General features: G+C 68.3%; 27 protein-coding genes. 11 read left to right on the plus strand and 16 right to left on the minus strand.

Annotated elements, in window-relative coordinates; genetic code table 11:
- Nucleotides 1-54 precede the first annotated feature (54 nt).
- Nucleotides 55-1,047, plus strand: a complete 993-nt coding sequence (locus AC5Y5E_RS18805) for an LLM class flavin-dependent oxidoreductase (RefSeq protein ID WP_499904196.1) — start codon at nucleotides 55-57, stop codon at nucleotides 1,045-1,047.
- Nucleotides 1,044-2,237, plus strand: a complete 1,194-nt coding sequence (locus tag AC5Y5E_RS18810) for a cytochrome P450 (protein ID WP_499904197.1) — start codon at nucleotides 1,044-1,046, stop codon at nucleotides 2,235-2,237. The genes AC5Y5E_RS18805 and AC5Y5E_RS18810 overlap by 4 nt, the downstream gene beginning before the upstream one ends.
- Before the next feature lie 81 nt (nucleotides 2,238-2,318).
- Here the strand turns inward: AC5Y5E_RS18810 and AC5Y5E_RS18815 are convergent, their stop codons facing one another.
- Complete coding sequence (locus tag AC5Y5E_RS18815; protein WP_499904198.1) at nucleotides 2,319-3,104, minus strand: spirocyclase AveC family protein; 786 nt, start codon at nucleotides 3,102-3,104, stop codon at nucleotides 2,319-2,321.
- A 173-nt stretch (nucleotides 3,105-3,277) separates the two neighbouring features.
- Here AC5Y5E_RS18815 and AC5Y5E_RS18820 point away from each other — a divergent pair, with 173 nt between their 5' ends.
- Together AC5Y5E_RS18820 and AC5Y5E_RS18825 are read left to right on the plus strand one after the other, a co-directional pair.
- Nucleotides 3,278-3,916, plus strand: a complete 639-nt coding sequence (locus AC5Y5E_RS18820) for a TetR/AcrR family transcriptional regulator (RefSeq protein ID WP_499904199.1) — start codon at nucleotides 3,278-3,280, stop codon at nucleotides 3,914-3,916.
- Nucleotides 3,917-3,924: 8 nt separating this feature from the next.
- Complete coding sequence (locus AC5Y5E_RS18825; RefSeq protein ID WP_499904200.1) at nucleotides 3,925-5,124, plus strand: cytochrome P450; 1,200 nt, start codon at nucleotides 3,925-3,927, stop codon at nucleotides 5,122-5,124.
- Here the strand turns inward: AC5Y5E_RS18825 and AC5Y5E_RS18830 are convergent.
- Nucleotides 5,111-5,701 carry a peroxiredoxin-like family protein gene (locus tag AC5Y5E_RS18830; RefSeq protein ID WP_499904201.1) on the minus strand — a complete coding sequence of 197 codons (591 nt, stop codon included), beginning with the start codon at nucleotides 5,699-5,701 and terminating at the stop codon, nucleotides 5,111-5,113. The two genes, AC5Y5E_RS18825 and AC5Y5E_RS18830, sit on opposite strands and share 14 nt — an antisense overlap.
- A gap of 11 nt (nucleotides 5,702-5,712) precedes the next feature.
- Nucleotides 5,713-6,561, minus strand: a complete 849-nt coding sequence (locus tag AC5Y5E_RS18835; RefSeq protein WP_499904202.1) for a TIGR03621 family F420-dependent LLM class oxidoreductase — start codon at nucleotides 6,559-6,561, stop codon at nucleotides 5,713-5,715.
- A gap of 95 nt (nucleotides 6,562-6,656) precedes the next feature.
- Here AC5Y5E_RS18835 and AC5Y5E_RS18840 point away from each other — a divergent pair, with 95 nt between their 5' ends.
- Entirely contained in the window at nucleotides 6,657-7,292 is a 636-nt protein-coding gene (locus tag AC5Y5E_RS18840; RefSeq protein ID WP_499904203.1) for a TetR/AcrR family transcriptional regulator, read from the plus strand.
- Nucleotides 7,293-7,359: 67 nt separating this feature from the next.
- Here the strand turns inward: AC5Y5E_RS18840 and AC5Y5E_RS18845 are convergent, their stop codons facing one another.
- From AC5Y5E_RS18845 to AC5Y5E_RS18875, 7 genes are all read right to left on the minus strand, one after another.
- Complete coding sequence (locus AC5Y5E_RS18845; RefSeq protein ID WP_499904204.1) at nucleotides 7,360-8,349, minus strand: alpha/beta fold hydrolase; 990 nt, start codon at nucleotides 8,347-8,349, stop codon at nucleotides 7,360-7,362.
- Between the two features lie 87 nt (nucleotides 8,350-8,436).
- Nucleotides 8,437-8,940: a lipoprotein LpqH gene (locus AC5Y5E_RS18850; protein ID WP_499881047.1), complete on the minus strand. Its 504-nt coding sequence runs from the start codon at nucleotides 8,938-8,940 to the stop codon at nucleotides 8,437-8,439.
- A gap of 102 nt (nucleotides 8,941-9,042) precedes the next feature.
- Entirely contained in the window at nucleotides 9,043-9,771 is a 729-nt protein-coding gene (locus AC5Y5E_RS18855) for a hypothetical protein (protein WP_499904205.1), read from the minus strand.
- Complete coding sequence (locus tag AC5Y5E_RS18860) at nucleotides 9,768-10,181, minus strand: hypothetical protein (protein ID WP_499904206.1); 414 nt, start codon at nucleotides 10,179-10,181, stop codon at nucleotides 9,768-9,770. Before AC5Y5E_RS18860 ends, AC5Y5E_RS18855 begins: the two co-directional genes overlap by 4 nt.
- A 15-nt stretch (nucleotides 10,182-10,196) precedes the next feature.
- Nucleotides 10,197-11,060 (minus strand): LLM class F420-dependent oxidoreductase, encoded by an 864-nt coding sequence (locus AC5Y5E_RS18865; RefSeq protein WP_499904207.1) that lies wholly within the window; start codon nucleotides 11,058-11,060, stop codon nucleotides 10,197-10,199.
- Nucleotides 11,057-11,839, minus strand: a complete 783-nt coding sequence (locus tag AC5Y5E_RS18870; RefSeq protein WP_499904208.1) for an SDR family NAD(P)-dependent oxidoreductase — start codon at nucleotides 11,837-11,839, stop codon at nucleotides 11,057-11,059. Before AC5Y5E_RS18870 ends, AC5Y5E_RS18865 begins: the two co-directional genes overlap by 4 nt.
- Nucleotides 11,836-12,642, minus strand: a complete 807-nt coding sequence (locus AC5Y5E_RS18875; protein WP_499904209.1) for an alpha/beta hydrolase — start codon at nucleotides 12,640-12,642, stop codon at nucleotides 11,836-11,838. Before AC5Y5E_RS18875 ends, AC5Y5E_RS18870 begins: the two co-directional genes overlap by 4 nt.
- 138 nt (nucleotides 12,643-12,780) lie before the next feature.
- Here AC5Y5E_RS18875 and AC5Y5E_RS18880 point away from each other — a divergent pair, with 138 nt between their 5' ends.
- Nucleotides 12,781-13,713: a 5'-methylthioadenosine/S-adenosylhomocysteine nucleosidase gene (locus AC5Y5E_RS18880; RefSeq protein WP_499904210.1), complete on the plus strand. Its 933-nt coding sequence runs from the start codon at nucleotides 12,781-12,783 to the stop codon at nucleotides 13,711-13,713.
- 1 nt (nucleotide 13,714) lies between these two features.
- Here AC5Y5E_RS18880 and AC5Y5E_RS18885 read toward each other — a convergent pair whose 3' ends face one another.
- Nucleotides 13,715-14,566, minus strand: coding sequence for a sulfurtransferase (locus AC5Y5E_RS18885; RefSeq protein ID WP_499904211.1), 852 nt, complete (start codon nucleotides 14,564-14,566; stop codon nucleotides 13,715-13,717).
- Between the two features lie 248 nt (nucleotides 14,567-14,814).
- Between AC5Y5E_RS18885 and AC5Y5E_RS18890 the strand changes: the two genes are divergently transcribed.
- From AC5Y5E_RS18890 to AC5Y5E_RS18900, 3 genes are all read left to right on the plus strand, one after another.
- Nucleotides 14,815-15,144 carry a DUF732 domain-containing protein gene (locus tag AC5Y5E_RS18890; protein WP_499904212.1) on the plus strand — a complete coding sequence of 110 codons (330 nt, stop codon included), beginning with the start codon at nucleotides 14,815-14,817 and terminating at the stop codon, nucleotides 15,142-15,144.
- Between the two features lie 84 nt (nucleotides 15,145-15,228).
- The gene (locus tag AC5Y5E_RS18895; protein ID WP_499904213.1) at nucleotides 15,229-15,675 is read left to right on the plus strand and encodes a hypothetical protein; all 447 of its coding nucleotides are present in this window, start codon (nucleotides 15,229-15,231) and stop codon (nucleotides 15,673-15,675) included.
- Nucleotides 15,659-16,363, plus strand: coding sequence for a TetR/AcrR family transcriptional regulator (locus tag AC5Y5E_RS18900; RefSeq protein WP_499904214.1), 705 nt, complete (start codon nucleotides 15,659-15,661; stop codon nucleotides 16,361-16,363). The genes AC5Y5E_RS18895 and AC5Y5E_RS18900 overlap by 17 nt, the downstream gene beginning before the upstream one ends.
- Before the next feature lie 3 nt (nucleotides 16,364-16,366).
- On the opposite strand, the gene AC5Y5E_RS18905 is transcribed toward AC5Y5E_RS18900, so the two are convergent.
- Both AC5Y5E_RS18905 and AC5Y5E_RS18910 read right to left on the minus strand, forming a co-directional pair.
- Complete coding sequence (locus AC5Y5E_RS18905) at nucleotides 16,367-17,482, minus strand: glycosyltransferase (RefSeq protein WP_499904215.1); 1,116 nt, start codon at nucleotides 17,480-17,482, stop codon at nucleotides 16,367-16,369.
- 80 nt (nucleotides 17,483-17,562) lie between these two features.
- A complete protein-coding gene (locus AC5Y5E_RS18910) occupies nucleotides 17,563-18,345 on the minus strand; it encodes a helix-turn-helix domain-containing protein (protein ID WP_499904216.1) in 783 nt (260 codons plus the stop codon).
- Nucleotides 18,346-18,429: 84 nt separating this feature from the next.
- Between AC5Y5E_RS18910 and AC5Y5E_RS18915 the strand changes: the two genes are divergently transcribed.
- Both AC5Y5E_RS18915 and AC5Y5E_RS18920 read left to right on the plus strand, forming a co-directional pair.
- Nucleotides 18,430-19,380: an LLM class flavin-dependent oxidoreductase gene (locus AC5Y5E_RS18915; RefSeq protein WP_499904217.1), complete on the plus strand. Its 951-nt coding sequence runs from the start codon at nucleotides 18,430-18,432 to the stop codon at nucleotides 19,378-19,380.
- Nucleotides 19,377-20,042 carry a maleylpyruvate isomerase family mycothiol-dependent enzyme gene (locus AC5Y5E_RS18920; RefSeq protein ID WP_499904218.1) on the plus strand — a complete coding sequence of 222 codons (666 nt, stop codon included), beginning with the start codon at nucleotides 19,377-19,379 and terminating at the stop codon, nucleotides 20,040-20,042. The genes AC5Y5E_RS18915 and AC5Y5E_RS18920 overlap by 4 nt, the downstream gene beginning before the upstream one ends.
- On the opposite strand, the gene AC5Y5E_RS18925 is transcribed toward AC5Y5E_RS18920, so the two are convergent.
- From AC5Y5E_RS18925 to AC5Y5E_RS18935, 3 genes are read right to left on the minus strand one after another with little or no spacing between them, the layout of a single operon-like run.
- Nucleotides 20,013-21,548, minus strand: a complete 1,536-nt coding sequence (locus AC5Y5E_RS18925) for an FAD-dependent monooxygenase (RefSeq protein WP_499904219.1) — start codon at nucleotides 21,546-21,548, stop codon at nucleotides 20,013-20,015. The two genes, AC5Y5E_RS18920 and AC5Y5E_RS18925, sit on opposite strands and share 30 nt — an antisense overlap.
- Nucleotides 21,541-22,188, minus strand: coding sequence for a TetR/AcrR family transcriptional regulator (locus AC5Y5E_RS18930; RefSeq protein ID WP_499904220.1), 648 nt, complete (start codon nucleotides 22,186-22,188; stop codon nucleotides 21,541-21,543). The genes AC5Y5E_RS18925 and AC5Y5E_RS18930 overlap by 8 nt, the downstream gene beginning before the upstream one ends.
- Before the next feature lie 55 nt (nucleotides 22,189-22,243).
- On the minus strand, nucleotides 22,244-23,395 hold the full coding sequence (locus tag AC5Y5E_RS18935; protein ID WP_499904221.1) for an AAA family ATPase: 1,152 nt from the start codon (nucleotides 23,393-23,395) through the stop codon (nucleotides 22,244-22,246).
- Nucleotides 23,396-23,397: the final 2 nt, after the last annotated feature.

Raw genomic sequence — 23,397 nt, forward strand, 5'->3', positions numbered from 1 at the left:
TCGGCGGCCACGTACCGTACGCGATACAAATATTAGGTTATCTAGGAGTCGGCCGTGTTCACGTTGCGCTTCGACATGCGAGCCCCGTCGTGGGGGGCACCGCGAGTAGCGCTGTACGGCGCCGTGCCCGAAATGTGCGCGTGGGCCGAGGATCATGGCGGTCTCGCCGCGGTGTTCTGCGAGCACCACGGGTCCGAGGACGGCTACCTGCCGTCCCCGTTGTTGCTGGCGTCGTCGGTGGCGTCGAGAACGGAGCGCCTGGCGCTCAGCCTGATCCTGATCCTCCCGTTCTACGACCCGGTGCGCCTCGCCGAGGACATGGCGGTACTCGACATCATCAGCAAGGGGCGGGCCTCGTACATCCTGGCCCTGGGGTATCGGCCGGAGGAGTTCGAGCACTTCGGCGTGGCGCTGCGCGGTCGCGGCCGGCTCGCCGACGAGAAGCTCGCGCTGCTGCGCTCGCTGCTCTCCGAGAAAACGGTCAACCAGGACGGGCGACGGATCACGGTGACACCACGCCCGCACACCGACGGTGGCCCGGGTTTGATGTGGGGCGGCGGAACCGTCGCGGCGGCGCGTCGGGCCGGCAGGTACGGCCTGGGCATGCTGGGCAACGCCAACGAACCCGGCATGCGGGAGGCCTACGAGGAGGCCTGCCGCGAACACGGCCATACGCCGGGCCCGACGATGTTTCCCAGCCGCGACACCCCGTCGGTCGTGTTCGTCGCCGACGATTTGGACCGGGCGTGGGAAGAGCTCGGCGAGCACCTGCTGCACGACGTGCGAACGTATGCCGCGTGGAATCCCGGGGACGAGACGACGGCGGGCTTCTCGCACGTCAACACCGTCGACGAGCTGCGCGCCAACCCGGCGTCGCACGTGATCATCTCTGTCCCGGAGGCGATTTCGCGGGTCCGCGCGGGCGAGATACTCAACCTGTCGCCGCTATGCGGCGGGCTGCCGCCGGAAGTCGCGTGGCCCTATCTCAAGCGCGTGGGGGAGGTCGTGCTGCCGGAGGCGCTGGCGGAGACGAAGGCACCGCTATGACGGGGGCGGGAACCGCCGAGGTTTACTACGACCCCTTCGATTTCGTCATCGACGACGACCCGTACCCGACGTGGAAGAGGCTGCGCGACGAGGCGCCGCTGTACTACAACGAGAAGTACGGCTTCTACGCGCTGAGCCGCTACGAGGACGTCTCCCGCGAGCTGATGAACTTCGACACCTACCGGTCGGGTCGCGGGACCACGATCGAAATCATCAAGAGCGGCATCGAGGTTCCGCCCGGAATCATCCTGTTCGAGGATCCGCCGATTCACGATCTGCATCGGCGTTTGCTCTCAAAGGTTTTTACGCCCCGCCGGATGGAGGCGGTCGAGCCGCTGACCCGGGCGTTCTGCGCACGCGCGCTCGACCCCCTGATGGGGACGGGCCGGTTCGACTTCATCGAGAATCTCGGCGCGTTGGTCCCGATGCGCACGATCGGGTACCTGCTGGGCATTCCCGAAGACGGTCAGGAAGCGATCCGCGACAAGGGCGGCCGTCAGCTCACCCTGAAAGAGGCCACGTTCCGGCCCGCCACGCAAGAATTGTTCGAGCGAAGCTATGAGATGTTCTCCGACTACATCGATTGGCGGGTCGACCACCCGTCGGACGATCTGATGACCCAGCTGCTCAACGCCGAGGTCGAGGACGACGGCGGGCCCCGGCGCCTGACCCGGATCGAGGTGCTGCAGTACACCAGCATGATCGCCGGCGCGGGCAACGAGACGACGACGCGCCTGATCGGGTTCCTGGGTCAACTTCTCGCCGAGCACCCCGACCAGCGACGGCAAATCGTGGCCGACCCCTCGTTGATTCCCATGGCCATCGAGGAGACCCTGCGCTACGAAGCGCCCTCGCCGGTCCAGGCGCGCTACGTCGCCCGCGAGGTCTCATGCCATGGCTCGACAGTTCCGGAGGGCTCGATCATGTTGCTGGTCAACGGATCCGCCAACCGGGACGAACGCAGGTACCCGGATGCGGACACGTTCGACATCCATCGCGGCGACACCCACCTCAGCTTCGGCCACGGCCTGCACTTCTGCATGGGATCGGCCTTGGCGCGCATGCAGGCGCGGGTCGCGCTCGAGGAGGTCATCAAGCGCTGGCCGGACTGGGAAGTCGACTACGCCAACGCCACCAAGGCGCACACGACCAGCGTGCGGGGATGGGCGAAGCTGCCGGTGTTCACCTGATTTCGCCCGCTCGCCGAACGTCGAGTTGTTGCATGAGATCCGGCCGTTTTGGCGCAACAACTCGACGCTGGACGGAGGAAGCTACTTGGGCTGGTTCGGTACGCCCGGGAACAACTGGCCCGTCGGCCCCGCGGTCACCCAGCCGCCCAGCTTCGTCGCCAGGTGCGGCGCGAAAACGGCGCCGTAGAGCAGGTTTCCGATGACGACGACGGCGGCGATCGACAGCGCCGACGATTGCAGGCGAGTCTTGGTTCGCTTGTCGGCCCACATCTCGATGACGTTGCGTCCCTGCGCGTCGGTCCGCCCGAGCAGGTAGGTGAAGACCATCATCTGGATGCCCATCGCGAGGGAGTCGTAGAGCGGGTACTGGTGAACGGTCCCTTCGCGTATTGCGAGCCCGGGAATCACGCGGCCGTAATAGAAGACGCCGAGCTTGGCTCCGAGGAACCCGTTGAACAGCAGCGCCCAGCAGAAGCCGACGACGAGGCCCACGATCAGCAGCGTTATCGGCCTGCGCCACTGGAACTTTGCGCTGACCCACCTCCCTAACGCCGCGCCCGTCACGGCCGGCAGCACGAAGTAGGAGATGTAGCCGACGGGAACGAACGACGGCAATCCACCCCACGTGACGTTCAGCGGCCACCACGACGGCATCCGCGGAATGGCGGGCGGGAACTGAGCGTACATCGCCCAGTCATAGGGCGCCTCGATCCACGAGAACGAGATCGCCGAGATGCATAAAAGCAGCAGTGGGTGTATCCGGCGTTGGCGGATGCTCAGGTAGACAGCGATCGCGGTGAAGGTGATGCCACCGACGAGGGCAAAGCCGCTGGCCGCCTGCATCAGGGGAGTCATCCCGGCGCTCATCGGTCGCGCCCCTGGTCGGGTGCGCGACGCGCTTCGGGGTCGAAGTGCAGCACCAGGCCGAAGATCAGGACGATCAGCCCGAACAGCGTGCCGAGCATGATGACTGCACCCACGTCCGCGCCCCTTCCGGTAACGGGTCGATCCTCAAGATAGTGCATGCTATCTTAAAAGTCGTGCCCCAGCGACCCGCCGTTACCGCGGCCACGCGCCGCCCCCGCGGTGCGCCGCGCAAACTGCTGCTCGACGCCGCCCGGGACCTCTTCGCGCGTCAGGACTACCGCGGCACCACCACGCGCGAAATCGCCCAGGCCGCAGGCGTAACCGAACACCTGCTGTTCCGTCACTTCGGGTCGAAGGCCGCGCTGTTCCGCGAGGCCCTCGTCTCACCCTTCACCAGCTTCGTCGACGAATTCGGGCGCACGTGGCAGTCCGTCGTGCCCGAGGAGACCAAGGAGGAGGAGCTGGCGGGCCATTTCGTGGGTCAGCTCTACGACGTGTTCGTCGAACACCAGGGTCTGCTCTTGACGCTGATGGCATCGGATGCCCTCAGCGACGAGGAGAAGGCCGACGCCGGCATCGATGACGTCCGGCGGGCCATCACGGTGCTCGGCCAGATCAGCGCCGAGGGCATGCACCTGCGCGGGTTGCGGTCGGATCACCCCGACCTGCCCGCGCATTCGACGGTGGCGATGATCGCCGGCATGGCCGCGTTGCGGTCGACCTACTTCGGCAAGAAGCCGCCGTCGCGGGAGGTGATCGTCGAGGAGCTCGTCCAGGCGATCCTGCACGGCTTCCTGCACCGAAACGAGTGAGGGGCAAGATGTTACGTTCGGCCGAGCTGTATTACGACCCATACGACGTCGCCATCGACGACGACCCGTACCCGGTGTGGAAGCGCATGCGCGACGAGGCGCCGCTGTATTACAACGAGAAGTACAACTTCTACGCGCTGAGCCGGTACGAGGACGTGGCACGCGAACTGCCGAACTGGGAGACTTATCGGTCCGGCCGGGGGACCACCGCCGACATCCTGTTCAACAACATCGAAGTGCCGCCGGGCATCCTGCTGTTCGAGGATCCCCCGCTGCACGACCTGCATCGCCGCCTGCTGTCCCGCGTGTTCACGCCGCGGCGCATGCTGGCCGTCGAGTCCATGGTGCGCGGATTCTGCGTCCGCGAACTCGACCCGCTGATCGGTGCCGGCGGGTTCGACTTCATCGCGGACCTCGGGGCGATGATGCCGATGCGGACCATCGGCTACCTGTTGGGCATCCCCGAAGCGGACCAGGCGAACATCCGAGATCGCAACGGAGCCTTCATCGAAATGGCCGAGGGGCGCAAGCCCGGCGAGGTCAACCCCAATCTGTTCGCGGACACCATCGCGATGTTCGCCGAGTACATCGAGTGGCGCGCCGGGCATCCGTCCGATGACCTGATGACCGATCTGCTGCGGGCCGAGATCGAAGAAGCCGACGGCACCCGTCGCCCCCTGTCGAGGACCGAGGTGCTGTCCTACACCGCCATGATCGCCGGCGCCGGCAACGAAACCACCGCTCGTTTAATCGGTTTCATGGGGCAGTTGCTGTCGGATCACCCGGATCAACGCCGGGAACTCGCCGCCGACCCGTCCCTGATCCCCGGCGCGGTCGAGGAAACGCTGCGCTACGAACCGCCGTCGCCGGTGCAGGCGCGCTACGTGGCCCGCGACGCCGAGCACTACGGCCGGGTCGTTCCGGAGGGGTCGTTCATGTTGCTGCTCAACGGTTCCGCCAACCGCGACGACTGTCGTTTTCCCGATCCGGACCGCTTCAACATCCACCGCCAGGGCGGCCACCTCAGCTTCGGGCAGGGCCTGCACTTCTGCCTCGGCTCGGCGCTGGCCCGGATGGAGGCCCGGGTCGCGCTGGAGGAGGTCCTCAAACGCTGGCCCGATTGGGAAGTCGACTACGCCAACGCCGAACGCGCCCACACCGCCAGCGTTCGCGGCTGGGCGCGCCTGCCCGTCGTTACCGAGGGGTAGTGCTCCTCATCGCGAGCAGTTCGTCGACCGACCACTGGTCGTAGGCGTGCTCGCCGTACTTCACCGCGACCACGCGGCCGTCGGCATCGATCAATATGTCGGCGGGCAGGCCGAGGTTGCCGTTGGTCGGGTTGGCCGGCATAGGGGCTCGGCGCTTTGTTATCGAGCTCTTGAGGGCATGCCACCAGCCCCTGGGCAGGGCGCGCCATGCTCCCGGTCTGAGGATCGACCTGGCCGACGCCTCGACGCCGAAGCGGCGGTACAACTTTCGCTCGGGGTCGCCGACGACCGAGAACGGCAGGTCACTCTCGTACTTGCGCAATTCGGCCGAAGTGGAATGGAAGATCACCACTTCGCGAATGCCCGCGGCAGTGATCTCGTCAAGCCGCGCGGTGATCGAGCGCAGATGTAGGTTACAGATCGGGCAGCCGGCGAACCGCCGAAACTGCAGATGGGTCAGCGCCACTCCGGGATCGGGGATCGCGATGGGTTCGTCCCGGATGCCGGAAAGTTCCAGTTGCGGAAAACGGTCCCCGACGCTGAGGCGGGTAGCGGTGGCTTCAGTCTTGCGTGACATGACTTTCTCTCCTATTTGACGGCCGCGACGAGCTTCGCAAGGGTTTCCCATGACGTTCCGAAGGTCTTGTTGAAGGTGAAGTAGCTGATGCCGAGCGCCTCGTGCAGTTTCTGGACGCGTTCGGCCGCAGCCGAAACGGGCAGGTCAAGCAACGTGGTGAGCTTGCGCAGTTCGGCCTCGGGGGCATGGGGCTCGAGCAGGCGAAGCAGAGACAGGTCGCTGGGATCGTCGATCGAGACCTGAAAGAAGGAGAAGCTCAATTCGATGTCGTCGAAGCGGTCTCCGGCTCTGGCTTTGACGAAGCTGACCCGCTCGGCAAGATCGGCCTCGGTGCCCATCGAGGCGATGGCCACGATGTCGGCTTGCCGTGCCGCCATCGTCAGCAGTCTGTCTCCGGCGCCGGCCACCATGATCGGCGGCGGGATCTGCACCGGCGGCGGGATGTGGCCGGGATCCGAGAGCAGCCTGCGGATTTCGGTGACGTGTTCGGTCAGGATGCGGACGCGCCGGCCCGGGCTGGGGAACGGCAGGCCGGCCGCGTCGAACTCGTGCTCGACATAGCCCGTGCCCAGTGAGATGATCAGCCGCCCACCGGTTGCGGAGTCGACGGCGGCGAGGTCGCGTGCCAGCAGTGCCGGTCGATAGAACGAGGCATTGAGCACCAGGTTGCTGACCTTGACCGTGGGCGCCGCCGCGGCGATCGCCACGAGTGGAACCAAGGGTGCGGTGAATCCGAGGTGGTCGGGCAGCAGGATGACGTCGAAGCCGATTGATTCGGCGCGACGCGCTTCCTCGGCCATCTCCGGTACGGAGTTCTGGCCGGGCAGCGTCAATCCAAGCCTGATGGGTTTATCGCGCATGTCGCTTCCTCCAATATTCGCCGTACTGACAGTATGCTCAATGTTCGATTGGTCTGATTAATTCCCGAACCAGGGAGGGGCATACTGGGGTTCCGATGAATTCCTCCCGCAGCCCGTATCAGTCGCGATTGCGTGCCGAGCAGGCCGCCGGCACGCGCCGGCTGGTGCTGGACGCCGCCACCCGGCTGTTCGTCGAACGCGGTTACGGCGGTACGTCGATCGATGCCATCGCCGAGGAGGCGGGGGTCGGGCGTTCCACCGTGTTCGCCGCGGCCGGTGGCAAGCCCTGGCTGCTGAAAACCGCGTGCGACCGGGCCATCGTCGGCGACGACGAGCAGGTCCCGTTCCATGAACGTCCCGAGGCGCGCAAGCTTTTCGCCATGCCCGACCCCGCCGAGATCGTCACGGGATATGCGGGCATGCTCAGCGAAGCCCAACGGCGGGTGTCTGCCATCTATGAGGTGGTGCGGTCGGCCGCCGGAGTCGACCCGGAAGTCGGCGAACTGTGGACCGAACTCAGTCAGCAGCGTCTGGCCGGGGCGAAGGAGATGGCGGACCTGCTGCGCCGCAAAGGGGGCCTGCGCTCAGGCCTTTCCGTCGCTCAAGCCCGCGACATCATCTGGGTGTACAACGACCCCGGCATGCACCACGCGCTGGTCGGTATCCGCGGCTGGAGTCAGGCCAAATACCGCGACTGGCTCGCGGACACGTTGACGTCCCAACTCCTCTAGGTTCGCGAGCGTCACGCTAGCGTGACGCTCGAGCCCGAGCGCGGCGCTAGCGCGACTGTCGAGGCGGTTAGGAGGCGCTTTCGTCGACCAGCACGGCGCCGCCCGGCTGATTCCCGAGCGTCTGCAGTGGGATGTCCCCGCCCTGGGCCGTGAGGCGAACGATCTGCGCCAGCTCGCCGGGGGCGTCGCACTGCAGGTAGTGGTCGGCGCCGGGCACCACCCAGTAGCGGTTGCGGCCGGGCTTGCTCTTCAGATACGTCTGCCAGACGTAGTTGGGAACGCGCAGGGGTGAGACGTTGTCGTGGATGCCCCACACCACCGTGGTGTTGACCGGGCTCTTGGAAAGCGCCTCCAGCCAACCGGTTTCACCCGCCGAGCGCTCGTGCAGGTATTGAATCGTGTCCGGCAGCACGCGGATTCCGTCGTTGTGGGCGAAGCACCTTGCCAGCGCGGCGATCTCCGGGTCCTCCAGCGTGCGCCGCGGAATGAAGGTGCTGACGCCCAGGCCGGCCGCGAGCATCTCCGGGGTGGTCGCCGCCGCGGTGTCTCGCCCGGTCGCGGGGTCCAGCAGCGCGGTCTGGAACACGGTGAGGTTCGACAGCGGCAGGTAGATGTTGGCGTTGGTCATGATGAGGTCCACGGGCACGGCGGGCGGGTCCTGGGCCGCCAGCATCTCCAGCGCGATCATGCCGACGCTGCTGCCGCGGTCGTGCGTGAGCATCCGGAATTCGGTCAGCTTCCACACCTGGGTGATCGCGTAGACGAGCAGGCGCGCGTCGTCGTACAGCGAATAGACGTGCGGCGCCGGCGGCTTGTCGGACAATCCGTAGCCGGGAAAATCGAGCGTGAACATGTCGAAGTCGGAGCCCAGTTCACCGGCCAGCGCGAAATAGTCGATGCTCGACGTCGGAAAGCCGTGCACCAGCACCAGCGCGGGCGCCCCGGGTGTGCCACAGCGGCGGCTGAACACCGTGAGTTCCTGCCCGTCGTTGGCCGCCGTTGTCGACCGCCACCGCAGCTCGGTCCCGCCTTTTTGCCACTCCGCGAAGATGTCCAAGCTGCCAGCATCGCAGAGGTGGTCGCGGTTGGACAACCAGGTCCCATAATTCCCTGGCGTCGCAGGAAGTTTGGGATCTGACGTCGCTCAGGGACAGGTGACGTGGATCCCGAACGTCACCTGGTGCACGTCGCCCTGATTCGGCGACACCCCCTGGCCCGTCCCGGTCACGGTGTAACTCTTGCCGTCCTTGGTGGCCTGCACCTGGGTCGCGGACTGCGGCGCCTGATAGGGCAGCTGATACTCCCCGGAGCCGGCCTTGAGCGACAGGGAGAAGCCGTCGACGCTCGGCGGTTTTTCGTCCGACAACGCCAGTGACACCGATGCCGAATCGTCGTGAACGGTGATGCGGGTGGTCAGGTCCCCGGACTCCGCCGGCGTGGCGCTGGGTTGCGCCGCCGTCGCGGTGCACTCGACCTTGTTCATGATCGTGTGCTTGTTGCCGCCGATCATCACGGTCGTGCTCGGCGGCGCCGCGGTCGTAGTGGTGGCAGAGGATGGCTGGCCGCTCTTGCTCGAGCAGGCCGGCAGGGTGGCCGCCACGGCGATCGCGCCGAGCGTGGCGGCGAGAACGAGTCGCGAACTGGTCATCTCACGTCCTTTGCTAGAGCTCAGAAGGACTATAGAGGCCGTTCGTTGCGCCAAGATCTCATCCCTCTGGCGACCCGTCGAACGGCGGATCCACGCGGTTCATCACCAGGCTTCCCAGCTGACCATCGTTCGTAACGGTCCCGCGAAAAGTGGTCGCACCGCGCCCGACCGCCACCGTTCCTCGATGGTCGGAGCGAGGGCGTCGACGGTGGTGAGCGGGTCTGCGTCGAGGTAAACGACCGTGATGTATTGGTGGTCCGTCAGCCAGCCCGCGGGCAGGTGGGTCCATCCGGTGCTGGTACCGAAGGTCCAGGCCCCGGCGGTGCCGGGCGTGGCGAGCAGCGCCGGATGGAGTTCGGCGTGCAGCCATTGCAGCCACGCGTCGGGGCGGCCGTCGGCGGGTTCCTCCACGATCAGCACGATTCCGCGGTGCGGCCGAAACGGCACCACCTCGGGGGAGACGAGGGCGTGCGGCGAGGCCTGCCACTGCAGCAGGCGCAGGCCGGCCACTTGCAGCGATGGCCGCGTGACCGGGAAGCGGCCGTTCTCCCGCAGCGAGCGGCCGAGCGCGACGAAGTCGTCGAAGGTTTGTTCAACGGGATCACCGATTAGGTAGTGCACCACGTTGCCGAGCTGCACCAGCGGCCCGTCGGCCGCCAGGCGGTGCTCGGGGTAGGCGCCGTCGGCGATCCAGCGCAGCCCGTGGACGATGCCCGGCAGTTGGTATTGCTCGGGCATGTGATCCAGCAGGTGCCAACGCAGATAGTTGCCGTCATCGCCGGGCGGCGCCGCGGCGGTGAGGCTGAAAAAGCCTGCCTTGACCCGGTTCACGTGCCCGGACCGACCACGAAACAGCGACCGGTGCTGCTGGTGAGCAATACCTCCTGAACCGCGGACTTGTCGACGGTGGGGAATTCGAAGCGATGCACTTGCTGTCCGGCGTCGATACTGGCGTCCTGGGACTCGGTGGTGCCGTCCTTTTTGCGGACCAGGGCCGTGACCTTGTCCGGCTTCGAAAGATTCTGCGGCTCATGGAAATACCACACTTCGATGCCCGCGCCCGAGCCTTGCCAGCCGTCGGAGTAGTAACACCCCGGATTGCCCTCGGCGTCCGGCGGCGGTGGCGGGCAGATGGATAGCCCGACGCACGATGGCGCACCGGTGGCCGTCGGCGGGGAAACGATGACAACGCCCGCACAACTCAACACAAGGATGGCCAGCATTCGGATCGTCTTCGGCATGAAAGTCCTTTCTGATTAAGACCTTTGCAGTTCCGCGAGCGCGGCCAGATTGTCCAGGTATTGCTTTAGCGAGGTGTGTCTGAAGATGGCGCTGACGATGGTGGCGCCGTGGGCGGCGAGTTCGCCGAGCGCGTCGCGGGTTCGTTCCGGCTCGTTGATCGGATCGAGCGGTCGCGACGGGGGCAGCACGACCTCGAATCCGGGGGGAAGGTCGAAGCGGCCCAACCATTCCCGGACCTGTTGCAGGCTGACGTTGAAGGGGGCCCAGCCGTCGGCGAGGGTCGCGGCCCGGCGCAGCGATCGCGGCGTGCGCCCACCGATCCAGATGGGGACGCGGTCCTGTACGGCGCAGGGGTCGACGACCATCCCGCTGAACGAATAGAACTCGCCGTGGTAAGCGGGCTCGGGGTCCGACAGCGAGGCGCGAAGCGCGCGCAGCGCGTCGTCGCCGCGCGGCCCGCGGTTATCGAAAGGCGCGCCGATGAGCTCGAACTCCTCCTTCAGGCTGCCCACCCCGACCCCGAGGATGAGCCTGCCGTTGCTGACCTTGTCCAGGGTGCCGTAGCGCTTGGCGATCTCGAGCGGGTGGTGGTACCCGAGCACCAGCACGTGGGTGGCCAACCGGATACGTCGGGTGCGGGCCGCGAGATAACCAAAGGTGGCCAGCGGATCCCAGTAGCGGGCGCCGCGGCGGTCGCGCTCGGCGGCGGGCAGCGCGACGTGCTCGCTGCAGGTCAGGTGGTGATAGCCGAGTCGGTCGGCGGTTTCGGCGATCTGGGCGAGGTCCTCGATGGAGGCGTCCCTGGTCCACTCGCTGCTACCCGGCAGCATGGTGACGATGGGTGTCGCGACCGATAGTTTGAGTGCGGCGGCGCTCATCCCTGCATGTACCCCCCGGCGTCGACGGGGATGGATTGCCCGGTGATGGTTCGGCTCTCGTCGCCCGCCAGGAACAGCGCCAGGTTGGCGACGTCCTCGGGTGAGGAAATGTCTTGCAGCGCTACCCCTTTGAGCGACTTGGCCCGTTGGGTTTCGAAGTCGATGCCCTGTTCGTCGGCGGTGCGTTGCACCCACTTGCGAAACAGGTCGGTGTCGATGGCGCCGGGCACGATGCAGTTGCACCGGATGCCGTACGGACCGACTTCTAGCGCAACGGCTTTGGTGAACGCCCGCAGCGACGCCTTGGCGGCGACGTAATGGGTCTTGCGGACGATGCCCCCGTAGCTGGCCGTCGAGGAGAAGTTCAGGATGACCCCGCGGCGGCGTTGCAGCATCGACCGGTTGAGCACCTCGCGGGTGCACAGCATGGCCGCGGTGACGTCGATGGCGATGGTGGCGTTCCAGTTGTCCAGCGTCTGCTCCCAGATCCAGCGGTCCTGGCCGGGCGCGGCGGCGTTGTTGCACAGGATGTCCACCTGGCCGAACTCGTCGACGGCCCGCGCCACCATGGCCGCGACGTCGTCTTCGTTGGTGACGTCGGCGCGCATCGCGATGGCGCCCGGGCCCGCCGCGTCGGCGGCCTCGCGGACCAGCTCTTCGCGCCGCGCGGCCAGCAGCACGCGGGCGCCTTCCGCGACGAACAGCGCGCCCATCACCGGTCCCAGGCCGCTGCTGGCGCCGGTGATGATCGCGACCTTGCCGTCCAGCCGCCCGGTCATTGCGGCGACGCCGTCGGACAGCGGGTTTCGAGCCAGGCGTGAATCCGCTCGGCCACGCCGGCCCAGCCGGGCTCCAGCATCATGTCGTGTGCCATCCCGGGAATGAACTCCGCCTCGGTGTGATACGCGCTCGCAGTCGCACGCACCTCCCGCGGCGAGAAAAGGATGTCGTTCTCGGCCCCCAGGACCAACATCGGGGTGTTGACGAGGGCGGGTTTCGGCAGATCGAGCAACAACATGCCGAGGACATGCCCGCCCACATACTCTTCGTCGAGCCCGGCCGCGTAGCGCGCCACCTCGGCGAGGGGAGTCGAGCCGGAAAAAAAGCTTTCCCGGGCCAATTCGGGTGTGCGGCCCATGCTTCCCTTCGACTTGGTGATGGCCAGGTGCCGCGCGGTGAGCCACGGATGCAGCCGGAACCGGCGCAGCAGGAATTTGGCGATGCCGCTCGGCGGTACGGAGGCGAGCAGGACGGCGGCCGGCGCGGCGTGCGACTCCAGATACTTCTGCACCACGAAGCCGCCCATCGAGTGCCCGATCACGACGGGTCGTTCGGGCAGGCCGTCGGCGACCGAGGCGACGTCGTCGACGAAGTCCGCCATCGAACAGAACTGCATGCGTTTGGGCGCGGGGCTCTTGCCGTGGCCGCGCAGGCTCACCGCCACCGACCGATAGCCCTTCGCCGCGAAGAAGTCCAGGAAATGCTCGTCCCAGCACCACGCGCCGTGCCAGGCGCCGTGGACGAATAACAAGGGCGTTTTGCGCGAGTCGCCGCTGGGTCCCTTGTCGATCACTTCGAGCACGCCGTTGAGACTAGCGGCAATAACGGCACGAAATCGCTAAACAAAAAGAACGATAACGAATATTCGGTCGGGTCCCCGATGCGCGAAAATCGACCCATCACATTAGCCACGTCGATAAGGCAGCGGGTCTCGGCATTCATGACCGACAAAAGACCAGGGGGATCGTGCTCAGAGCAGCGCACGCTGGTGCTGTCCGCCTTCCCGGCCGAAGCCGATGCCGTACTGGAGCGGACCGCGCTCGACAGCCGCCCGGTGGTGCGGGCCGACCGCCGACGCTTCTATCTGGGCACGATCGGCGGCAAGAAGGTGATCGTGGCGATGACGGGCATCGGCCTGGTGAACGCGACCGAGACGGCCCGGACCGCGTTCGAGCGGTTCACCTGCGCGACATCGGTTTCCATTGGCGCCGTGGTGTTCTCGGGCGTCGCCGGGGGCGGCGCCCGCGTCAACATCGGGGACGTGGCGGTGCCGGCGCGCTGGACCCTGGACCAGGGCGCGACCTTTCACCCGGTCGACCCCGGCATGCTGGCCGCGGCGCAGGCGCTGAGCGTCGACCTGGAAAGCGTTAATTACCTTGGCAATCCGATCTGCCTATGCAAGTACGCGCCCCGCGTGAAGCTGATCGACCTGAAGCGGCGGCCGCGGCTGCTCGTCGGCGGTGACGGATCCAGCTCCGACAACAACAACGGCCGGGCGTTTCCGTGCGTGCCGAACGGCGGCGACGTCTTCGGATGCCAACCCTGCAGCGCACCCGATCGCTCACTCTTGTACACCGGCAACTTCTTTCAGGCGGCCGGTCCCTGGCTGCGAAACTCCTTGATCAGCAACCTCAACATCGCGTCGACGGCCAACCCGGCCTTCGACGCGACGGACAACGAGACGGCGGCGGTGCAGGCGGTCGCCGACGCGCATGGGACGCCGTTCCTCGGAATTCGTGGGATCTCGGACGGGGCCGGCGACCCGTTGCGCCTGCCGGGCTTCCCGTTCGAGTTCTTCTTCTACAAGCAGATCGCGGCCGAAAACGCGGCCCGGGTGACCGCGTCCTTCCTGCGGAGCTGGGCGGGCTTCTGAGTTATTCGGGCCCGCGGCCGACGGGGCGGCTGGGATCCGAACACCATTCCGACCATGACCCCGGATACAGCGCCGCTTCTCGGCCCGCCGCGGCGAGCGCGGCGATCATGATGGCCGCGGTGACGCCCGAGCCGCAGTAGACGCCCACCGGGGCTTCGCGATCGATGCCGTGGTCGGACAGCAGTTGGGCGAGCGCGTAGTCGCCCACGAAGGTCCCGTCGACCGCCAGGACAGCGCCGCTGGGAAGGTTTTTCGCGCCGGGGATGTGCCCGGCGACGGGGTCGAGGGGTTCCACGTCGCCCCGGAACCGTTCCGGGGCACGCGCATCGAGCAGCGTCACGCCCCCGCCGGTTTGGGCGGCCGTCAAGGTGGTCCGCCCGCCGGCGTACAGGTCATCGTGTGGCACAGTCACGTTCCCGGGCGGCGGGCTGACCGGGCCGGTCTCGAGGCTTCGTCCGGACGCGCGCCACGCGGTCAGGCCGCCGTCGAGGATGCGCACGTTTTCCAGCCCCGCGGCCGTCAGCACCCACCACGCCCGCGCGGAGCCGGCGCGGTTCCAGTCGTCGTAGACGACGACCGAATCGGCTTGGTCGATGCCCCATCGGCGTGCGGCCGCCTGCAGGCTGCGCCCCGACGGCAGCGGGTGGCGTCCGCGACCGGCGACGCCGTGGTCGCTCAGCTCGTCCTCGAGCGACACGTACGCCGCGCCCGGCAGATGGCCCGCCAGGTAGGCCGGACGGCCATCGGGTTCGTCGAGGCGCCAACGCACGTCGAGTATCACCGGCGGGTCGTCGGATTCGATGAGGGCGGCCAGCTCGGTCGACGTGATCAGTACCTGGTCGCGCGCCTCCACCCCCGCGAGCCTAGTCCCGCGCCGGGAAGTAAACGCAACTGGAACTGACGGTGAACTCTTGCCGGCTCGGGCGGGGTGAGCTGTGCGTTCAGAATTAAACTCGACCAGAACTAAAACTGAACGGCGGATTGAAGTTTGGCTTTCGGCGGGCGGTCCCGCGCGAAGACTATTGACCACGGAACGGCTCGCACGCGAGGATTAATTACAGTGGGCTTTCGGCCCGTGTGGTTTTCGAAAGTGATGGGGAAATGAAGAAGAAGCTTTCTGCGGTCGCGTTCGGCGCGTTTTTGGCTTTCACGTGGGTGCCCGCAGCCGTCGCGCACGCCGACCAGACGGACCAGGACTTCGCGGAATACCTGGCGGGGCACGGCATCAACTTGGGTTCGCCGGCCCAGGTCGTGAACATGGCGCGCACGATGTGCAAGGACCTCGAGGCGGGCTACACCCAGAAGGACGAGATCGACCAGCTGACGGGGTCGCACAAGCTGACCCAGGCGCAAGCCGAGACCTTCATCGGCGCGGCCACCGCGGACTACTGCCCGGGCAAGCACAGCCCCACCAAGCCCGGCGGCGGATAGTCCTCAGCGCACCCTCCCGACCGGCGGTCTGGCATACCGACCACTGGTCGGTTACCCTTCCTGGGTGACCAGGGAGGTGTCGCAATGAACCGATCCGAGCAACCGGACTTCCGCACCCGCATGTTCGCCCGCGTGATGGGCCCGTACCTCACCATCGTGCCGACGACCGTCGCCGTGCGCGGGCACTACATGGAGGAGCTGTTCAACGAGTTCAAGGCCAATCCGATGTGGCCGTGGCTCTACGGTGCGATCCTCTTGATGGGCGGCCTGTTCATCATCGCGTTCCACCAGTACTGGCGGAGTCCCGCGGCCGTCATCGTCTCACTCGTCGGCTGGTTCTTCGCGATACGCGGGTTGCTCCTGCTGACCGTCCCGCGGGCCTACGATGCGGCCGGCAACGCCGTCTACACCTCGGGCGCGTCGGCGGTGATCTGGGTTTTGTTCGCGTGCCTGGCCTCGGCCGGCCTCTACCTGACCTACGTGGGCTGGAAGCCGAAGGCCGCGGATCGACCAAATGCCGCGGGTAGTTAAGCATCCCGACGTCCGGCGCGCGGAGCTGCTCGACCGGGCAGCAGCGCTGTTCCTGCGCGACGGCTACGACAACGTCAGCCTCAACGACCTGATCGCCGACGCGGGCGTCTCCAAAGGCGCCTTCTACCACTGGTTTCCGTCCAAGGACGCGCTGATAGCCGCCCTGGCCGAGCGCAGTGCGGCCGACACATTCACCTTCGTCGAGGATGCCCTCGCCACCTGCGATGGTGACGCGCTGGCGCGGCTCAACGCGGTCTTGCAAGCCGGTTTCGACGCGAACATGAAGAGCGGCGGGGCCGAGCAGTTGGCGGCGACGGCGTCGCTGCTGCGTCCGGACAATGCCCACCTGTACGCGCGCATCCTCGCCGTCGAGGAGGCCATGTTCCTGCCGCTGCTGGCGCGGCTGATATCCGACGGCGTGGCCGACGGGCTGTTCGACACGTTCGACCCGGACGGCGTCGCCGACATGATCTACGGCCTCGCGGCGCGCACGAACTCGAACGTCGTGGAGGTGTTGCAGGCCCCGGACGAACCGGCACGCGAGGCGGCGATCGACCGCCTGACAACGAGATTCAGGCTGCACGGGCTCGCCATCGACCGGATCCTCGGCCTTGCCGACGGCAGCGTCACCACGCTCACGCGCGAGCAGGTCGGGGCGCTGGTCGCGGCGCTGCCGCGAATTTACTAGCCGCTAAGCGGTTTTGCCGGTCTGCAGCGACGCCAGCATGCCCGCCGCCGCCCGTTCCCAGGTGAAGCTCTCGGCGCGGCGCCGCGCGGAGCTGCGACGGTGGTATTCGGGTCGCCCGACGATCGAGCCGACCGCCCACGCCATCGCGAACGGGTCGTTGTCGGCCAGAGCGCCGCTGTCCGGGGTGACGATCTCGGTCAGCGCCGACGTGCGCGACACGACGGCCGGGGTCCCGCAGGCCAGCGATTCCAGCGCGGCCAGGCCGAACGTCTCATGCGGGCCGGGCGCCAGCGTCACGTCGGCCGTGGCCAGCAGCTCCGCGACGGTGCGCCGGTCGTTGACGAAGCCGGTGAAGTCGATCGGCAGCCGCGCCGCCTGCCTTTCCAGCCTGGCGCGCATCGGTCCCTCGCCGACGACGACCAGTCGGGCGTCGACGCCGGCGTGGCACAGCGCACCCAGGGCGTCGATGCTGCGGTCGACCCGCTTCTCCACCGACAGCCGCCCGCAGTGCACCAGCAGGATCTGCTGCGGTGTGGCCCAGCGCCGCCGCACCAGATACGAGTGCCGGCGCGGGTGAAACGTCTGTAGATCCACGCCCAGCGGCACGGTGACGGTGTTGGTCGCGCCGATCCGGTCGAACTCCTCGCGCGCGAATGCGGTGGTGCACACCACGGTGTCGTAGTTGGCGGCCGTGCGCCGATTGGCGAAGTCCGCGAATTTCTCCGCGCTGCGCCGCGGAAGTATTTGTCCCACAAGGCGATCCAGGCGCTCGTGGGAGATCATCACCGTCTTGGCGCCATAGTCGCGGCCCCACGGCCCCAGCGACCGCAGGGTGAGCCGGTCGGAGACCTCGAGCGCGTCGGGTTTCAGCGCCGCCAGGAGCGCCTTGACGGGTCCCGGCATCACCGCGCGGTAACCGCCGGTGAAGGGAATCAGCCGGGCTGGCATCGTGATTCGCACCACGCCCGTCGGCAACTCCGTGCGTTCGGGGCTTCGCCCGGGCACGATCAGAAACACCTCATGCCCGGTGGCGCAGTATTCGGCGCCCAGCCGGTCCACCGCGGTGCGCAGGCCGCCGGAGCGGGGACCATAAAAGTTGGCGACCTGTACAACGCGCATACCGTGAGGACACGCGGCGCGCATGTGCAGTCATCGATGCGGAACCGACGCGTGCCTGAACAGTCCGTGAAGAAATCGCCTCACTGTGCGTGACGGCGGGCGAGGATCGCGGCGGTCTCCCGGTCGGCGGGCAGAAACGCCTCCAGGCGCAGCTCCGACACGGTGACATCCAGCGCGGTGACGAATGTCGAGATCGTCGCCACCAGCCGCACGTCGCCGTCGGGGGAGCGCAGGTGCAGCGGCACCGCGAACCCGAGCGATTCGATCGGTCGCCCGCTCGGTGCCGGCGTGCCATAGCCCTCGAGTTCCTCGATCAGCGCGTCGATGCGCGGGTGGGGACCGCGCTCGCGCAGGCCGTGCAGAATGTGGCGCCGCCAGTCGTCGAGGTTCACGATCCGCGCCGCCATGCCCTCGGGATGCAGCGCGACACGCAGCACGTTGACCGGCGCCTCCAGCAGCCACCCCGCGACCCCGTCGGTCAGCAGCCCGAAGGCGCCGTTGGCGGCGACCAGCTCGCCGAAGCCGTCCATGACCATGGCCGGATACGGCAGGTGTCCGTCGAGGACATGCTGCAGCGCCTCCCGCACGGGTCGCAGCAGCGGCGCGTCGGGCGCCGACTCCGGATGTGCGGGCGCGAAGCCGGCCGCCGAGAGCAGCGAGTTGCGTTGCCGCAGCGACAGCTGCAGCGAGTCGGCCAGCCGGCTGACGATGTCGCGTCCCGGTACCGATCGGCCCTGCTCCAGGAAGCTCAGGTGCCGTTGCGTGGTGCCGGCGTCGTTGGCGAGGTCGATCTGGCTCAGCCGTCGCCGGTTGCGCCATTCGCGTAACGCCGTGCCGAAGTCGCCCTGCATTGCCGTGGACATGCAAACAGTCAACCCATTCACGGCGCTGGGCGCTATTCCCTGGCGGGAATTGCCGCGCGTCAGCTCCGGCGACACGATCGCCGTATGAATCAGCCACTTCGCCTCGGTGTGATGCCGCCCCTGGCCGCCGACCCCTGGGCCGGTGCCGACCTGCGCCGGCTCCTCGACTTCGCCCGCGCCGTCGAGGATCTGGGGTTCGACTCGCTGTGGGCGAACGACTCGTTGGTGCGCCCGCGCATCGAAGCGCTCACGTTTCTGTCGGCGGCGGCCGCGGTCACCGATCGGATCACCCTGGGCACCGCCGCCCTGCAGCCGGCGCTGCGGCGCCCGGTGCAGACCGCGCAGGTCCTCGCCTCCATCGACCGGCTGTCGGGCGGTCGGTTGGCGGTGGCCGTCGGCGCTGGCTTCCCCGGCCTGTCCGAGGTGGAGTATGCCGCCTGCGAGGTTCCCTGGCGCCGACGCTTCGCGCGCCTCGACGACACCGTCGCGCTGTGGCGCCAACTCTGGAACACCAAGGAGCCCAGTTCGTTTCACGGGTCCGTGCTGCATCTCGACAACATCCCGGCCGGCATCACGCCGTTCGACGGGGCCGACCCGCCGGTCTGGCTGGCCGCCGACACGCCGGGCGCGCGGGCCCGTGCCGGCCGCCTCTACGACGGGTGGCTGCCGTATCCTCCGACACCGCAGGCTTATTCGTCCGGCCTGGCCGAGGTGCGGGCCGCGGCCCGGGGCGCCGGCCGCGACGCCGACGCCGTGACGCCGGCGTTGTTCATTACGGTGCTGATCACCGACGATCCCGACGGCGGTCGGGCGGCTCTGGATCATTTCTGCTCCCAGACATACGGTTTCGGCATCGACGCCGTCGAGCAGATCCAGACTTTCGCGGCGGGGGCGCCCGACGCCGTCGCCGCCCGGCTGGCAAGCTATGTCGACGCCGGCGCGCGGCATCTGGTCTGCCGGATAGCCGTCCTCGGCCCCGACGGATTCGTCGAGCAGCTGGGCCAGCTGCGGACCGCGACGGAGTCGTTGCGATGACCACGATCGTGCGGCCGGGACCCGATCGAGCCGCGACCTTCACGGGCCTTGTCGACGAATACCGCTCCTTCGCCGAACTCATTGGCGCCCTGGATAGCTCGGAGTGGGCGCGGGAAACCCGCTGCGTCGGCTGGCAGGTGCGCGACGTCGCCGGCCACGTGGTGGGCCAGGTGGTCGACACGGTCAGCGGCGCGATCGGCACCCGCACGCCCGACGATCAGGCGGCGGCGCTGCGCGGCGAATCCCCGGCCGCGCTGGCGGCGCGGCTGCATGCCGCGACGGATTCCGTTGCGAGCCTTGCCGCGGCGTTCGACGACGCGGCGTGGTCGGCACCCAGCCCGGTGGCGGGGCTCACGCTCGGCCAGGGCGTGCACGCGCTGCTGAACGACGCATACGTGCACGGTGACGACATCCGTTGTGCGCTCGGCCTGCCGCACGACGACGGCCCGGGTTTGCGCGCCGGCCTCGACTTCGTGTTGGGTGCCCTGCTACGCGATGACGCCGCCGTCGCGGAACCGGCCATCGCCCGGCTGTTGGGAATCTCGACCGAGCGGTTCGCCCAAGAGACCGGCATGGCGGAGCACGACTTTCTGCTCGCCGCCACCGGGCGGTGCGATCCCGCACCCCTGGGGCTACCCGGCAGCGTCAACATCTTTCGCTGAGGGCCCGAACCACCGCTGTAGCGCGGCGCGCAGGCTTGCTTGCTCGGGCGCCCCGAAAGTGGCCGCCGCCCAGGCGACGTAGCCGTCGGGCCGCAGCAGCAGCGCCGCGGCAGGCGGGTCGTCGGTGGTCGCCTCGATTACGTCGACGCGATCCCGCCAGCCGTGCGCCGTGGCGCCGACGCCGCCGAGGTCGAGCAGGACCGGGCGGGCGTCGTGGAGCAGCTCGGCGACCCGCCGGCCGCCGTCGAGGGTGAGCTCGGGCACCGGCCAGCCCGAAAGCGGATGGTCGTCGCCCACGTCGTAGCGGACGTCGTTTCCGGCCAGCAGTTTCGCCATGTGCCGGGCGGCGTCGGGGATGGCGAAGAGTTCGCCCAAAAGTGTTCGCAGCGCCGCGACTTCGGGACCCGGCGCCATGAGGGCGGTCTGCGACAGTGAGTGCATCATGACGCGCTCGCCCACGGGGCGACGCTCGGACTCATAGGTATCGAGCAACCCGGCGGGGGCCCAGCCGTTGAGGTGGGCCGCGAGCTTCCAGCCCAGATTCATGGCATCCTGCAGCCCGAGGTTCAGGCCCGGCCCGCCCATGGCGCTGTGCACATGGGCGGCGTCGCCGAGCAGCAGGACCCGTCCGTCGCGGTAGTGCTCCGCGAGGCGCGTGTTCTGCCCGTTGATCCGGCGCAGGGCGTGCGGCCCAGGGCCTTTCGGCTCCTCGAACGGCAGATCGACGCCCAGCACGCGGCGGGCGCTCTCGCGCAGTTCGGCCAGGCTCATCGGCTTGTCCTCGACCGGCGGCCCGAACTCGATGGTGCCGAACAGCGAGCGGCCGGGCTCGAACTCGGCGTAGATCACCCCGCCGGTGTCCAACCGCGTGTGGCCGAACCGCAGCATGCCGAAGCCCGGGATGTCGATGCCGCCGTCGGCGCGGCGAAGCCCGTCGGGGATGTGCACGTGGGCCAGCCGGCCGACGGTCTGCGAGGTATAACCGGGGAAGTCGATGCCCACGGTCTTGCGGACCAGGCTGCGCCCGCCGTCGGCGCCCACCAGATGCCCGGCGGCGATGCGGTATTCGCGCTCGGGTGAGGACACCGTGAGCGCGACGGATTCCGGCTCCTGCCGGAGGCCGGCGAGTTCGTGCCCCCAGCGCAGGTCCACCCCGAGATCGCGAGCCCGCTTCTCCAGCAGCCGCACCACCCGGGGCTGTTGGATGGCCAGCGCGTACATCGGGTTGTCGGGGATGCCGAGGAAGTTCAGCGTCATGGCCGCGAAGATCCACCCGTAGGCGGGTTGCGGGGGATTGGGGTCGCCGGTGAACTCCCGGTACAGGCCGCGCATGTCGAGCATCCGAACCACCTGCCCGACAAGGCCGTTGGCCTTGGGCTCGGCGCTGGGCCCGGGCAGGCCGTCCAGCACGACGGGCCGGATGCCGGCCAGCGCCAGCTCGCAGGCCAGCATCAGGCCGTTGGGGCCGGCGCCCGCGATGACGATGTCGGCGTTCTCGTCAGCCACGGCGGGTCTCCTTGCGCTTGGCGGGCTCGGGCAGTCCGGCGGCGACGGCGGCCAGGCCGTCGCGGATCAACTTCGTGATGGCAACCGGCGGGTCGGCCCGCACGTAGGCCTCGGCCGCCGCGTCGCCGACGGCGCGCACGACGGCCACCACCAGCCGCGGGTACAGGTCGCGTTCGGGGTTGGTGCCGGTGCGTTCGGCGACGGCCGCGAGCCACTCGTCAAAGAGGTCCTGCGGCAACGCGTTACGAACCTGGGGGTTCATCAGCAGCTTGCGGACCTCGACGAGATCCGTGCGGTTCGGCACTCGACTTTCGGCGCCGTAGAAATCGTCGAAGTCCTCTTCCAGGGGGGTGAGCACCGCGTGGGTGAGCGCCGTCCACAGCGGTTCGTCGGCGGGGCGCTGGCGAAGCGTTGCGATGCCGCGGCGCATGCGCTCGGTCTGCCGGTAGGCCAGCGCCTCGTATTTGCCGCTGAAGTAGTTGTTGAACGTGCGCAGCGATACCCCGGCCAGGCCGGCGATCTCGTCGCGCGTGACGTTTTCCAGCCCGCGCTCGAACGCCAGGTTCAGCGCGGCGTCGCTGAGCGCGCGCCGGGTGTCGGCCTTCTTGCGCTCGCGCAGTCCGGTCGGTTGGTCGGGCATGGGGACCAACGTACGGGAAACCTGCCCAGTGGGCAATATTGCCCGCCGGGCAAGTTCAGCGTTTGCCCCATTCCCACGGCGGCGTCGTCAGCAGGCCCTGGCCGGTGATGCGCGTCTCGCCCCACTCCTTGTAGAGCTCGATCTCGACGGTGTCGCCGCCGGTGGCCTCCAGCAGCGTGCGCGAATGGGTGACCACCACGACCTGCGTCTTCGCGGCGGCGGCGCGGATCAGCGAGCCGAGCGGCCGCACCAGGTCCGGATGCAGCGAGGTCTCGGGTTCGTTGAGCACCATCAGCGAGGGCGCCTGCGGGCTGAGCAGCGCGGCGGCCCAGAGCAGGAATCGCAGTGTGCCGTCGGACAATTCGGCCGCGCGAAGCGGGCGAAGCATGCCGCGCTGCCGCAGCTGGAGGTCGAACACCCCGTCGTGGGCGGCGACCGAGACGGTGGCGCCGTCGAACGCGTCGGCGACGGTGCGCGCGAGGTCGTCGAATCCCGCCTCGATGATGGTCTGGATCGCGGCGGCCAGGTCGTGGCCGTCGTCGGACAGCACCGGCGTGCGGGTGCCGACCTGTGGCTGCCGCGCGGGCGCCCCCGCATCCACGCGGAAGCCGTCGTAGAAGCGCCAGCCGCGCAGCCGCTCGCGCACGGCCGCGAGTTCGGGCAGCGCGTGCGGGTTGGCGTACTCGGCCAGCACGCTGCGATACGACGGCAGCGAGCGACTGAGCTCGTCGAACCCGCGGCCCGCGCTGACCTCCGCGAGATTCCGGGTACGGCGCACCAGCGTCGTGCCGGTCCGCAGCACCGGTCCGGCGAACACCGCTTCGCGTTTGATCTCGGGATCACGGCCGAAGGCCGACTGAATCCCGGCCATCTGCGGGATGCCGAGGTCGACGAGGTAGCCGAAATCGTCTGCGGCGAAGCCCATTTCGAGCGACACCGGCCGGGTGCGCACCGTGCCCTGGGCCTTGCCGGTGCGCCGGGCGCCGCCGAGTTGTTCGGGCCCGGCCCACAGCACCGATTGCAGCCCGCCCTCGCGGGCCAGCGAGCCGATCACCTCGCCGCGGCCGCAATCGGCCAGCAGCCGCAGCGCGCGGTACAGCGAGGACTTGCCGGCGCCGTTGGCCCCGGTGACGATGGACAGCCGCCCCAACGGCACGATCACCTCGCGCAGCGACCGGTACCCGCGGATGGCGACGGTCTGCAGCACGA

The sequence above is a fragment of the Mycobacterium sp. NGS54 genome, from assembly GCF_059812465.1.

Bases quoted from the DNA above. Each gene is read 5' to 3' on its own strand.
- AC5Y5E_RS18810 (WP_499904197.1), top strand. From the start codon at position 1,044: ATGACGGGGGCGGGAACCGCCGAGGTTTACTACGACCCCTTCGATTTC.
- AC5Y5E_RS18815 (WP_499904198.1), bottom strand. From the start codon at position 3,104: ATGAGCGCCGGGATGACTCCCCTGATGCAGGCGGCCAGCGGCTTTGCC.
- AC5Y5E_RS18825 (WP_499904200.1), top strand. From the start codon at position 3,925: ATGTTACGTTCGGCCGAGCTGTATTACGACCCATACGACGTCGCCATC.
- AC5Y5E_RS18830 (WP_499904201.1), bottom strand. From the start codon at position 5,701: ATGTCACGCAAGACTGAAGCCACCGCTACCCGCCTCAGCGTCGGGGAC.
- AC5Y5E_RS18835 (WP_499904202.1), bottom strand. From the start codon at position 6,561: ATGCGCGATAAACCCATCAGGCTTGGATTGACGCTGCCCGGCCAGAAC.
- AC5Y5E_RS18840 (WP_499904203.1), top strand. From the start codon at position 6,657: ATGAATTCCTCCCGCAGCCCGTATCAGTCGCGATTGCGTGCCGAGCAG.
- AC5Y5E_RS18850 (WP_499881047.1), bottom strand. From the start codon at position 8,940: ATGACCAGTTCGCGACTCGTTCTCGCCGCCACGCTCGGCGCGATCGCC.
- AC5Y5E_RS18860 (WP_499904206.1), bottom strand. From the start codon at position 10,181: ATGCCGAAGACGATCCGAATGCTGGCCATCCTTGTGTTGAGTTGTGCG.
- AC5Y5E_RS18865 (WP_499904207.1), bottom strand. From the start codon at position 11,060: ATGAGCGCCGCCGCACTCAAACTATCGGTCGCGACACCCATCGTCACC.
- AC5Y5E_RS18870 (WP_499904208.1), bottom strand. From the start codon at position 11,839: ATGACCGGGCGGCTGGACGGCAAGGTCGCGATCATCACCGGCGCCAGC.
- AC5Y5E_RS18880 (WP_499904210.1), top strand. From the start codon at position 12,781: ATGACCGACAAAAGACCAGGGGGATCGTGCTCAGAGCAGCGCACGCTG.
- AC5Y5E_RS18890 (WP_499904212.1), top strand. From the start codon at position 14,815: ATGAAGAAGAAGCTTTCTGCGGTCGCGTTCGGCGCGTTTTTGGCTTTC.
- AC5Y5E_RS18895 (WP_499904213.1), top strand. From the start codon at position 15,229: ATGAACCGATCCGAGCAACCGGACTTCCGCACCCGCATGTTCGCCCGC.
- AC5Y5E_RS18900 (WP_499904214.1), top strand. From the start codon at position 15,659: ATGCCGCGGGTAGTTAAGCATCCCGACGTCCGGCGCGCGGAGCTGCTC.
- AC5Y5E_RS18905 (WP_499904215.1), bottom strand. From the start codon at position 17,482: ATGCGCGTTGTACAGGTCGCCAACTTTTATGGTCCCCGCTCCGGCGGC.
- AC5Y5E_RS18910 (WP_499904216.1), bottom strand. From the start codon at position 18,345: ATGTCCACGGCAATGCAGGGCGACTTCGGCACGGCGTTACGCGAATGG.
- AC5Y5E_RS18915 (WP_499904217.1), top strand. From the start codon at position 18,430: ATGAATCAGCCACTTCGCCTCGGTGTGATGCCGCCCCTGGCCGCCGAC.
- AC5Y5E_RS18920 (WP_499904218.1), top strand. From the start codon at position 19,377: ATGACCACGATCGTGCGGCCGGGACCCGATCGAGCCGCGACCTTCACG.
- AC5Y5E_RS18930 (WP_499904220.1), bottom strand. From the start codon at position 22,188: ATGCCCGACCAACCGACCGGACTGCGCGAGCGCAAGAAGGCCGACACC.